The 10009-nt window shown below is 68.7% G+C and carries 7 protein-coding genes and 4 pseudogenes; 6 read left to right on the plus strand and 5 right to left on the minus strand.

The annotated features are described in order from the left end of the window. Positions 1-244: 244 nt before the first annotated feature. Positions 245-935 (minus strand): annotated as a pseudogene (locus AB0M79_RS36095) (ISAzo13 family transposase); the annotation flags it as partial. 20 nt (positions 936-955) lie between these two features. Then, a pseudogene (locus AB0M79_RS36100) lies at positions 956-1354 on the minus strand (5-methyltetrahydropteroyltriglutamate--homocysteine S-methyltransferase); the annotation flags it as partial. Positions 1355-1835: 481 nt separating this feature from the next. On the opposite strand from AB0M79_RS36100, the gene AB0M79_RS36105 reads away from it, so the two are divergent. The 3 genes from AB0M79_RS36105 (at position 1836) to AB0M79_RS36115 (ending at position 4244) form a co-directional block, all read left to right on the plus strand. Next, entirely contained in the window at positions 1836-2168 is a 333-nt protein-coding gene (locus tag AB0M79_RS36105; protein WP_364223287.1) for a transposase, read from the plus strand. Positions 2169-2447: 279 nt separating this feature from the next. Beyond that, complete coding sequence (locus tag AB0M79_RS36110; protein ID WP_364223269.1) at positions 2448-3323, plus strand: sulfotransferase domain-containing protein; 876 nt, start codon at positions 2448-2450, stop codon at positions 3321-3323. A gap of 48 nt (positions 3324-3371) precedes the next feature. Next, entirely contained in the window at positions 3372-4244 is an 873-nt protein-coding gene (locus tag AB0M79_RS36115) for an IS5 family transposase (RefSeq protein WP_364223272.1), read from the plus strand. 143 nt (positions 4245-4387) lie between these two features. Here the strand turns inward: AB0M79_RS36115 and AB0M79_RS36120 are convergent, their stop codons facing one another. Further along, positions 4388-4666 (minus strand): hypothetical protein, encoded by a 279-nt coding sequence (locus AB0M79_RS36120; protein ID WP_364223275.1) that lies wholly within the window; start codon positions 4664-4666, stop codon positions 4388-4390. Between the two features lie 168 nt (positions 4667-4834). Here AB0M79_RS36120 and AB0M79_RS36125 point away from each other — a divergent pair. After that, positions 4835-5050, plus strand: a pseudogene (locus tag AB0M79_RS36125) (site-specific integrase); the annotation flags it as partial. A 182-nt stretch (positions 5051-5232) separates the two neighbouring features. After that, positions 5233-5544: pseudogene (locus AB0M79_RS36130) on the plus strand (integrase); the annotation flags it as partial. A gap of 134 nt (positions 5545-5678) precedes the next feature. Here AB0M79_RS36130 and AB0M79_RS36135 read toward each other — a convergent pair. Both AB0M79_RS36135 and AB0M79_RS36140 read right to left on the minus strand, forming a co-directional pair. After that, positions 5679-7481 (minus strand): bifunctional diguanylate cyclase/phosphodiesterase, encoded by a 1803-nt coding sequence (locus AB0M79_RS36135; protein WP_364223278.1) that lies wholly within the window; start codon positions 7479-7481, stop codon positions 5679-5681. Next, positions 7478-8284 carry an SAM-dependent methyltransferase gene (locus AB0M79_RS36140; RefSeq protein WP_364223281.1) on the minus strand — a complete coding sequence of 269 codons (807 nt, stop codon included), beginning with the start codon at positions 8282-8284 and terminating at the stop codon, positions 7478-7480. The genes AB0M79_RS36135 and AB0M79_RS36140 overlap by 4 nt, the downstream gene beginning before the upstream one ends. A gap of 506 nt (positions 8285-8790) precedes the next feature. On the opposite strand from AB0M79_RS36140, the gene AB0M79_RS36145 reads away from it, so the two are divergent. Then, positions 8791-9861 (plus strand): IS110 family transposase, encoded by a 1071-nt coding sequence (locus tag AB0M79_RS36145; RefSeq protein ID WP_364223284.1) that lies wholly within the window; start codon positions 8791-8793, stop codon positions 9859-9861. Positions 9862-10009 lie beyond the last annotated feature (148 nt).

Consider the following 10009-nt stretch of genomic DNA (forward strand, 5'->3'; position numbering starts at 1 on the left):
GTCAACGACGACAACCCGGCCGCCGCCCTCTATCGACGGCTCGGCTTCCACGACGCCGGACGGCGCGCCCGCTACCTGCACCGCCGCGCCTGACCACCGCCACCCACGATCTTCTTGGCCCCGCGTTCGGGTAGCTGCCGCCGCAGGCAGCTACCCGAACGCTTGGGCCGCCACGACGCGATCACGGAGATGCTGGGCTGGGGCGCGGGCCCGGCGGGCGGTGAAGGAGCGCCTCCAGAGCCGGGCGCCAGTTCATCGTGATGTGGCTGAAGAACCGGTGCTCGATCTTGTTCCATTTCGAGGTTCCCGGTGGCAGGTGGCACACCGTGATGTCAAGGCCGGTCTCGGCGGCCAGGGTCGCGAGTTCGGTCTTCCACGCCCGGGTCCGGTATCCGTTGGAGCCACCCGCGTCGGCGGTGACCAGCAGCCTGCGGGCGTTCGGATAGTTGCCCGCGCCGCGGGTCTGCCACCAGCGGCGGATCGAGGCGACCGCGACGCGGCGGTGTCATGATCACAGCTGACGTTGACCCAGCAGGTGTCCGCGGTCACGTCGTAGATCCCGTACGGGATCGCCTTACCGATCGGCCGCTCCGGAAAGTCGTGCGTCTCGACCTGAACCGGGTCACCGATCGGCCGCCACTGACGCCCACCGTTACGGAACTCGCCAACCAGCTCCTTCTTCTTCGTGTCCACGCTGATCACCGGATCCCCACCGGCCTGATGAACCCTGACCTGCTCGTTGAGATACCGGAACTGGGCATCCCGGTCCGGATGCTGCTTCCCCTCGATCGTCCTCACGTTGGCCTGCAGAGTGAAGCCCTCATCACGCAGAACGTCGGCGACGGTGTCGGCCGAGATCCGCCACCCCTGCCCGGTCAACTCGCGGGCCAGCCTGCGCGTCGACCTGGTCGTCCACCGCAGCGGTGATCACCTCGCCGAACTCGGAGTAGCACAGGTGGGTGTGGATCTGGGTGTCGTCGGAGACGCCGCTGGTGGCCAGGCGGAAGGCCGCCACCGCCCAGTCCAGGTAGGTCCTCTGGTCGGCCCCGCGCAGAGGCAGGGTTTCCCGCAGCGCCGGCTCGTCGACCTGGATGACCCTGATCCCGGCCGCCTCCAGGTCGTGGCACTCGTCCCGCAGGGCGAGCGCGACCTGGTCGGCGGTGTCGGCCAGCGGCTGGTCGGCGCGGACGAACGACCAGGCGAGGATGGTGACCGGGCCGGTGAGCATGCCCTTGACCGGCCGGCTGGTCAGCGACTGGGCGTACGTCGACCAGGCGACGGTCATCGGCGCCTTGCGGGCGACATCGCCGTAGATGATGGGCGGACGTACGCAGCGGGAGCCGTAGGACTGCACCCAGCCGTGCTCGGTGGCGGCGAACCCGTCGAGTTGCTTGCCGAGCAAACGAGGACCCTAAGACGAAACTCAGGCGGCAACTTCTCGGCACGTCTCTCCTCAAGGATCGACGAGCCTGACCAGTCAACCAACCCAACTCCACCAAACCCGGGGAACATCAGCGGTTGGCCTGCGTCCAGGCGATGGCAGCCGCTGCGCCGGGCCCGGGCGGGGTTGAAGGTGTATGCGCCGTCATTCGCTCTGGTCCACCTCACTGGCCACCTGTTCCTTCAACGCAGTATCCCGGATTCCGGGACCGGTGGTGCTCTCGGTGACGGATCTGTGCCACGGCGACGGTGACGCTGCCGGCGGCCAGGATGCCGAGCGCGATCAATGCTTTTGGGCGCAGCACCATCGTGACGAGTAGGATCCCGGCGACGACCGGCAGGATCAGGCTCGGCCGGGCAGGTATTGCTTTAAAGAAAAAGCTGAGAAGGTCCGGATCCAGGCCGCAACCATGTTCGAGAAGTCCGTACCGACCGCGCAGATCGCTTATGATCTACGGGTTTCCGAGAAGTCGGTGCGCCTGTGGCGACGGCGGTGGACTGCTGGTGGAACGTTCAGCGAGGACGACTACATCGCCTTCCTCGATCAGGCCCACCAGCGCCTGCGGGCACCGATAGTGCTAATCTGGGACAACCTGAACACCCGCGTCGGCCACCACATGCACGCCCTGACCACCGCCCGGCCGTGGCTGACCGTGACCCGGTTACCTGCCTACGCTCCGAACCTCAACCCCACCGAAGGCGTCTGGCGCTGGATGAACGCGGCCTGACCAACACCGCCACCTGCGGTATCGACCACCTCGCTGAACTGGTCAAACGTCAACTACGCGCTTGTCAGCAACAGAACGATCTCCTCGCCGGCTTCTTCACCAGCACCGGCATGACCCTCGAACTCGAACCACCGAGATAGCTCGCACCCTGGCCCTTCACCGGCCCGCACGATGGTCGACGGTCGTCCGGTTCGATAGGTTAGGTCTACCATGGACAGACCAACCGAAAAGCAGGGAGGACCGTTGCGCCAACCGACGGTTCGGTACCAGAACGAGGTCATGGACAGCGGACGGTGGGAGGGTTTCCCGTTCCGCGAAGGTGACATCGTAGTTTCGACCCCCGCGAAGTGCGGGACGACGTGGACCCAGACGATCTGCGCCTTGTTGATCTTCCAGACGCCGGAGCTGCCGGCACGGCTGGACGACCTCACCTACTGGCTCGACATGTTGACTCGCAGCCGGGACGACATCTTCGCGTTCTACGAGGCGCAGCGGCATCGCCGTTTCATCAAGACTCATACGCCCTTCGACGGGCTGCCCATCCATGATGGGGTGACCTACGTCGCGGTCGGTCGGGACCCCCGGGACGTCGCGATCTCCTGGGACGCCCATTTCCAGAACGTCGCCCAGGAGGCCTTCGACGCGATGCTGGTGGCCAACGGTAGCCCGACCCAGGAGCCCGCCGATACGGCTCCGGCGCCTGCGGAGTCCGCGTACAACCGGTTCTGGGCCTGGCTGGAGGACACCAATGTGCAGGTGGGCCTGCCGTCGATGCTGCACCACCTGTCGGGGTTCTGGGCCGAGCGGGAGCGGCCCAACGTGCTGCTGCTGCACTACGACGATCTGAAGTCAGATCTTGAAGGCCAGATGAGGTTCCTCGCCGGGCGCCTCGGAATCGAGGTGCCGGAGTCGCGGTGGCCGGATCTGGTGCGGGCGGCGACATTCGACTCGATGTGCGGCCGGGCGGAGGCTCTGACCCCGGTCGCGGCGATGTGGCGCGATCCGAAGCGGTTCTTCAACCAGGGTGTCAGCGGCCAGTGGCGGGACCTGCTCGACGAAGATGACCTGCGACGATACGAGGATCGGGTCGCGAAGTTGGCCGAGCCCGACCTCATCGACTGGTTGCACCGCGGCCCCATCGTCCCCGCCCGCTGACCCTACGCCGCCCTCCTCCTCGCTATCCCGCCTTGAGTTCCTAACAAAATGATCTCTGGGTTGTTGTCCCTTGTGGAGGGTGGTCTACGATGTCTGGCTGTGAGGCGTGGTGAGCAGCCGCCGTGGATCGTGCCGGACGGGCTGTGGCAACGCATCGAGCCGCTGCTGCCCCAACGCGAGCGCAACCCGCGGCACCCGGGACGCAGGCGGATCCCGGACCGGCAGGTGTTGTGCGGGATCCTGTTCGTACTGCACACCGGCATCCAGTGGGAGTTCCTGCCCCGGGGAGCTGGGGGTCGGGTCCGGGATGACCTGCTGGCGGCGTCTGGAGGAGTGGAACCGGGCTGGGGTGTGGCAGCGCCTGCACGAGCTGCTGCTGGCAGAGCTGCAGGCGGCCGGCAAGCTCGACTGGTCCCGTGCCGTGATCGACTCCTCGCATGTACGGGCCGCCAGACGCGGCCCAAAAGCGGCCCGAGCCCGGTCGACCGCGCCCGCCCGGGCTCGAAGCACCACGTCCTGACCGAGGGCGCCGGCATCCCCCTTGCCGTGTCGCTGACCGGCGGCAACCGCCACGACGTCACCGAACTGCTCCCACTGATCGACAAGATCCCGCCCGTACGCGGTCGCCGCGGCCGGCCCCGCCAACGCCCGGACCAGCTCTTCGGGGACCGCGCCTACGACCACGACAAGTACCGCAGGGCGGTACGTGGCAAGGGCACATGTCCCCGTATCGCCCGCCGTGGCCAGCCCCACGGCTCCGGCCTCGGCACGGTCCGGTGGGTCGTCGAACGCACGATCGCCTGGTACCACGGCATGAAACGGCTACGCATCAGGTGGGAACGCCGCGACGACATCCACGAAGCCTTCCTCGCCCTCGCCACCTGCATCATCACGTACCGACATGTCGCACGACTTTGTTAGGAACTCTAAGCGCACAATCAGGATCTCGCAAACATCCGAGCAACCTACGAGCAATCCTGATCCACATAGGACCTACATGTCGCGAACAGAGGCCGCATACATGCCGCCCAGAAGGCAGTTTCATAGCCATGCCTCGATGTAGGCTACGTCACCATGGGTATTAAAAGACCGTGATGGCTGGGCGCAGGGCCAGCTCGCGCGGCGGCAGCCCGGCCCGGAACAGGTTTGCGGTCCTCGCCCGCCGTGGTGACCGGGCGCAGGCCCGGTCCGCCGGGGTCCAGCCGACGATCTACCGCTGCCGGTTGCGATCCTCGCCCGCCGTGCTGGCCGAGGGCAGACACTGGCGTCGCCGTCAGCACCAGCTTGACCAGTCCCATGTTGCGATCCTCGCCCGCCGTGGTGGCCGGGCGCAGGGTGTCCATTCTCAGCGATCATCTGGAGCCCGTGCCCGTTGCAATACTCGCCCGCCGTAGTGGCCGGGACGCAGGGGGCAGACAGGAATCGCTCTCACCGGCGAGCTGCTTCCCGCCGCGCAGCCGGCGCCGAGCCCGGCGGCGACCGGCGTCACCGCTGGCGGCGAGCTGCAGCGGTTGCTGGCCGAGTGGCTGATCGGCTACCGGGCGGCGAACACCCGCGCCGCGTACGCCGGCGACCTGCAGCACTGGCTGACGTTCCTCGCCGACGCCGGCGTCGACCCGCTGACCGAGCTGCACACCCATGCCTGGCTGCGTGCCCAGGAGGCCGCCGGGGCGGCGACCGCGACCCGAGCCCGCCGCCTGGCGGCCGTGTCCGCGTTCTACGCCTGGCTGATCGCCGAGGAGTACACCGACCGGGCCAACCCGGCCGCGATCGACCCCAAACGCAAGCCCCGGGTCAACCCGCACCGCACCACCACCTCCGGCCTGTCCCGCGAGCAGGCGATGGCGCTGCAGGCCGGCGCCGACGCCGACCCGGCCCGCAGGCGGCCCGGACCGCCGCGATCGTCGCGGTGCTGCTGTTCACCGGCATCCGCGTCAGCGAGTTGGTCGGCGCCGACGTCGACCAGCTCGGCCACGACGGTGGTCACCGGGTGCTCCGGTTCGTCGCCAAGGGCGACGAACCGCACCTGGTCGTGCTGCCACCGCCGGTCACCTATCACCTCGACGCCTACCTTGCCGGCCGGGCGGACCTGGCCGGCGACCGGCTACCGGTGCCCGTCGGTGGGGCCGGCGCCCGGGTGCGCCGGCCGCTGGTCGTCACCGACAGCGGCCGACGCCTGGACCGCGGCGCCGTCTGGCGGCTGCTGCGCCGGCTGGCCAAGACCGCCGAGATCCCCGTCGTGATCAGCCCGCACGTGCTGCGCCACACCTGCGCCACCCTCGCCCGCCACGCCGGCGCCCGCCTCGAGGTCCGGCCCGCCGACCCCACGCAGCTGCCCGCTTCACGGGCTGGCGGTCAGCGTCGCTGGGCGGCGACGCGCCGGGTGATCTCGCCTGGTGGTACTGGCCGGCCGAAGTACCAGCCCTGGCCGGTGTCGCAGCCGGCGGCGCGCATCCGCCGGGCCCGGCTGGCGGTTTCGATGCCTTCGGCGGTAACGGTGAGCCCGAGGGTGTGACCCAGGGCGACGACGGTGGCCAGGAAGGCCGTGTCGTCCGGCCGGCGCACGGCCGGTGGTGGCGGCTGCCCGATCCGTGGCGCAGGCCGGGCGAAGCTGGCATCGAGCTTGAGCCCGCGCAACGGCAGGGCGCGCAGGTTGGCCAGGTTGGCGTACCCGGTGCCGAAGTCGTCGATCACGATCCGCACACCGAGTTCGACCAGGCCGGATAGGGTGGCCCGGATCTGGTCTGTCAGGTCGATGACCGCGTGCTCGGTGACCTCTAGTTGGAGCCGGTACGGCGCCAGGCCGGTCCGGTCGAGGATCTGGGCGACGGATGCCACCAGCCCAGTCTGGTGGAGTTGCCGGACCGCGATGTTGACGTTGACGTAGAGGTCGTACTCGTCCTGCTGCCAGGCGCTTGCCTGCCGGCATGCCTGCTCCAGCAGGCGGCGCCCGAGCGGCACGATGAGCCCGGTGTGCTCCGCCAGTTCGATGAACTGCCCGGCGCCCAGCATGCCGAGGCGCGGGTGGTGCCAGCGGGCCAGCGCCTCGACGCCGGCGATGTGACCGTCGCGCAGGTCGACCAGCGGCTGGTACGCGAGGGTGAACTCACCTTGGCGCAGAGCCGCCGGCATGGCTGCGGACAGTCGGTAGCGCTCGGCATTGGCGGCACTACGCTCGTGCTCGAAAAGCATCCACCTGGCCTTGCCGTCGGCCTTCGCCCAGTGCAGCGCGATCTGTGTGGCGCGGATCAGTTCGGCGGTGTCGCCGGACCCGATGGACCGCTCCGCGACCCCGGCACTGGCGGTGACTGGTATCTCGGTGTTGTCGATGTGGAACGGTTCGGCCAGCGCGGTCAGCGCCCGGTCGGCGACCTTGACAGCGTCCTCGGCGCAGGTGGTGCCCTCGATCAGGATCGCGAACTGGTCGCTGTCGAAACGGGCGACCAGGTGGCCCGAGGGTTCGGCGAGGGCCCGCAGACGATCGGCGGTCGCCGCCAGCAGCCGGTCGCCCACGTCGTGACCAAGGATGTCGTTGACCGTGGCGAACTCGTCCAGGTTGATGCAGCACATGCCCACCCGCCTCGACGGCGGCCCGGCGGTCAAGACGCGGTCCAGTCGTTCCACGAACAGCGTCCGGTTGGGCAGGTCGGTCCACGCGTCGTGGGTGGCTAGATGCCGGAAGCGGGCCTCGTTGGCCCGTAGTGCCTGCTCGGCGCGTGTCTGCGCGGCCAACGCGGCCAGGCGGACGGCATCCTGGGCGTCCAGGCTGCGGTCGTGCACCGCGGCCGTAAACCCGGCCGCCAGTCCTTCCAACAGCGCGGTCAGCCGTACGCACATCGCGGCGTCGGCGGGCAGCCCGAGGTCAGCCGCGAGTCGGGTGTTCAGGACCGCGATCGTACGACCCAACGCGTCTGGAGACGCGAACCCGGCGACGACGAGATCCTCCCCAACGCCGAACCCGCAGGTGGGGTCGGGCGCCTCGGCGAGTAGGCCGCCGACGAGCCGTTCGGCCAGCGCGCTGACAATCCGGTACCGCTCGGCGGAACTGATCGGCACGTAGTGCGCCCGGTGCAGCGCCTGTGCCCACGCCTTCGCGAACGTGTCCAGGCCGTGACGGTGCCGGTCGGCGAGCGAGGCGGCATCGGGCTGGCCCGTCACACCGTACGCCCAACTCCTACATAGAAACTCATCCGCTCCGGATGGTCCCCGACATCCTCGGGAGATTCCGGACGCCACAGCGGTGACCACACCACGCCGGGTTCCATCAGTTCGAGCCCGTCGAAGAACCGCTCGACTTGAGCGCGGGTACGGGCCGTGACCGGTGTGGTTGTCCGACCGCTCAGCCGCGCCCCCTCGCCCATCTCCTGCGGACGGCTGTCGGTCGTAACGTGGCTGATGGCCACGTAACTGCCCGGGCAGAGCGCCGTACGCAGCCGGTTCACAATCCCGTACGGATCGTCGTCGTCGGGAATCGCGTGCACGACCGACGCCAGCAGCAGTCCCACCGGCTGGTCCAGGTCCAGCAGTGCCCGCGTCGCCGGATGGTCGAGAATGATCTCCGGCCGGCGCAGATCCTCGCGGATCGCGACGGCGAACTCGTTGCCGGACAGGATCTGCTCGCTGTGTGCCACCGCCACCGGATCGATGTCCACATAGACTACGCGCGCGTCCGGCACGACCTTCTGGGCGATCTCGTGCACGTTACCCACGGTCGGGATGCCCGAGCCGATGTCCAGGAACTGACGGATTCCCATGTCGATCATGAAGTGGACCGCACGGTACAGGAACTCCCGGTTCGCCCGCGCCACCAATCGAAGGTCCGGCACCGCCGCGATGGCCTGCCGGGCGAACTCCCGGTCGACCGCGAAGTTGTGGGAGCCACCCAACCAGTAGTCGTAGGCGCGCGCCACGCTCGCCTTGCTGAGGTCTATACCCTCGGGTGCCCAATCCGGCCGCTCCATCGCTGCCCTCCTCGTCATGCCCCCGCGCATTCCGCCACGACCGCGCCCGGACCAGGGCCGCGAGCAACAACAAACGTGTCCCGCGTACGCCCATCGGACCGTGGTCGCGGGCTCAACCCTAACTGACCCACCGATCGATACCCATCCCGGCGGCGGGTGCGTCCACCGCCACGCCAGAGGGCAGCATATACAGGTACCCGAGATGAGAACGTCCTGGTCTGCGGGAACACGGCAAACCGTCTGGCTCTTCCTGAACTTCAGCTGGGATCCGTCGATCCATGCACTCAGTCGCCGTCAGGCGGCCTGACTCCTGTTACGACTGACCCCGCGGTTCGGGTGTCCTTGCTGTTGATCTGTCGTCTGCCTGACGGCGCAGCACCTGTGGTGCTGGCCGGGCGGGCAGTGACCTTATAGGAGCCTGATCGCAGCAGGTCCCGTCACAGTCCCGTCCACCCGGCCGGCCAGCGTCACGCACCCCGTCGCCCTGGTCTGAGCTGGAGCCCGCGATGTCAAGCATGAGTCCCGACCCGCGTCGACGTCGAGTCGTCATCGGCGTCGACACCCACAAACACGTCCACGTCGCCGTCGCCCTGGACGACATCGGCGGCCGTCTCGACGCCCGCTCGTTCCCCGCCGACAGAGGCGGCTACGAGCAACTGCTCGACTGGGCCGCCGCCTTCGACGCCCGGAAGCTGATCTTCGCGATCGAGGGCACCGGCTCCTACGGGGCAGGACTGACCTCCGCCGTCCGCCGACGCGGTCTCGGCGTGATCGAAGTGCTACGCACCGACCGCCGGCACCGGCGCCTGCGGGGCAAGAGCGACACCCTCGACGCCGAGAACGCCGCCCGCTCGGTGCTGGCCGGCAACTCCACCAGCGTCCCGAAGACCAACGACGGCACGGTGGAGATGATCCGCCAGATCAAGGTCGCCAAGGACGTCGCGGTCAAGGCCCGCACGGCCGCGATCATCACCCTCAAGGCAGTGCTGGTCACCGCCAGCCCCGAACTACGCGAACAGCTGCAACCCCTGTCGAAGATGGCACTGATCGAGCGGTGCGCCGGCCTCCGACCCGGCCCAGTCACCAGCGTGCTCGCCGCGACCAAACACACACTGCGCTCGATCGCCCGCCGCTGGCAGCAACTCAACGACGAGATCAAAACCCACGAGACACTGCTCGCCGAACTCACCAACCAGCTCGTGCCACAACTGGTCGCCGCGTTCGGCGTCGGCGCCGACACCGCCGCGGAGATGCTCATCGTCGCCGGCGACAACATCGACCGAGTCCGGTTCGAACCAGCCTGGGCCCGACTCTGCGGAGTCGCACCGATCCCCGCCTCCTCCGGCATGAGCAACCGACACCGACTCAACCGCGGCGGCCACCGCCAAGCCAACGCCGCCCTCTACCGGGCCGTCATCGTCCGCATGCAACACCACGAACCCACCCGCACCTACGTCACCCGCCGCACCACCGAGGGCAAGACCAAAGCCGAGATCATCCGCTGCCTCAAACGACTCCTCGCCCGCGAGATCTGGACCCTGCTCCGCCCCCTACGCATGGCCCCCACCACTTCTTGACAGATATAGGAGCGTCTGTGACACCGGCTACGACACCGCCCGGCTAGCCTGGATCCTGCCCGACCTGCCCGTGCTCCTGGTCGGCCGGATCCGCTCGGACCGGGTCCTGCGGTTCCCCAAGCCGCCCAGGCAGCCGGGTGCCACCGGC

This window comes from Polymorphospora sp. NPDC051019 (assembly GCF_040683055.1).
Classification (GTDB): Bacteria; Actinomycetota; Actinomycetes; order Mycobacteriales; family Micromonosporaceae; genus Polymorphospora; species Polymorphospora lycopeni.